At 69.0% G+C, this 1,270-nt stretch carries 1 protein-coding gene; it reads right to left on the bottom strand.

Annotated features, from left to right (window positions below; translation table 11 throughout):
• A partial coding sequence (locus EST54_RS33880) for a polyketide synthase dehydratase domain-containing protein (protein WP_174857572.1) occupies positions 1–1,000 on the bottom strand: 1,000 nt, incomplete at its 3' end.
• Positions 1,001–1,270 lie beyond the last annotated feature (270 nt).

The raw sequence follows: 1,270 nt of genomic DNA, 5'->3' as shown, positions 1-1,270 counted from the left end.
CCACATCCGGCGAACCCACCACACCCGCCAGACCCTCACAGTCCACGACGACGGCCGTAGCCGAAGCCCCAGCCGCGGCGGAAGCCGAAGCCGAAGTCGAAGTCGAAGTCGAAACAGCCGGCACCCAGTCCACCCGGTACAGCGAATCGGGGAATTCCGTTTCACCTCCGCCGACCAACTCCTCGGCCTGGAGCGGACGGAGGGTCAACGACTCGATCGACGCGACAGCCTCGCCGGCCGCGTCGGCGATCTCCACGGCCACGCTGCCCGCGCCCAGCGGGGAAAGCCGCACCCGCAGTGCGGAGCCACCGGTGGCGTGCAACGAGACGCCGCGCCACTCCGCACACAGGCGCAGCTCCACGGCCGATCCGTCATCGGGTGCGGCGCCCAGGAGCCCCAGACTCTGTATCGCAGCGTCCAGAGCCGCCGGGTGAAGGCCGAACCGCTCCGCGTCCTTCGCCGCCTGCTCGGGCAGCACGACCTCGGCGTACAACTCCTCGTCGTGGCGCCAGGCGGCCTTCAGTCCCTGGAAGACAGGGCCGTACGTCAATCCCGCGTCCGCATACCGCTCATACAGGCCATCGACCGACACGGGAACCGCCCCCACCGGAGGCCACACACCGAAGTCGGCATCATCGGCACCACTGCGCACCGTGGCGCCGAGCAGACCCGTCGCATGCCGCAACCACGCCCCGTCACCCGCCGCGTCCTCAGCACGCGAGAACACCCGGACCGAACGCACACCAGAGGCACCCTCCGGTGCCCCCACCACCACCTGCACCTGCACACCACCACGCGCCGGCAGCACCAACGGCGCCTCCAACGTCAACTCCTCCACCACACCACACCCGACCTGATCCCCCGCCCGAATCGCCAACTCGACGAACCCGGCCTCCGGGAAGACCACGGCCCCTTCGGCAGCGCGGTCGGCCAGCCAGGGGTGACTGCCCTTGGAAAGACGTCCGGTGAACAGTGCACCGTCCGAGTCGGCCAGCATCATCGCCGCTCCCAGCAGCGGGTGATCGGCGGCATCCAGACCGATCGAAGCAATGTTGCCGACAGTCGCGGTGCTCTTGATCCAGTAGTGCTGACGTTGGAAGGGGTAGGTGGGGAGGTCGACGGGTTGGTCGGGTGCTGCGGTGTGGAGGGTGGTCCAGTCGACTGGGTGTCCGTTGGTCCATAGGCGGGCGAGTGCGGTGAGGGTTTCGGTCTGTTCGGGGCGGTTGCGGCGGAGGAGGGGGATGAAGTGGTGGGGGGTGTCGTCGGGGAG

This window comes from Streptomyces sioyaensis, from assembly GCF_004122735.1.
Taxonomy (GTDB): Bacteria; Actinomycetota; Actinomycetes; order Streptomycetales; family Streptomycetaceae; genus Streptomyces; species Streptomyces sioyaensis.
This window is presented reverse-complemented; position numbering and strand designations above follow the sequence as displayed.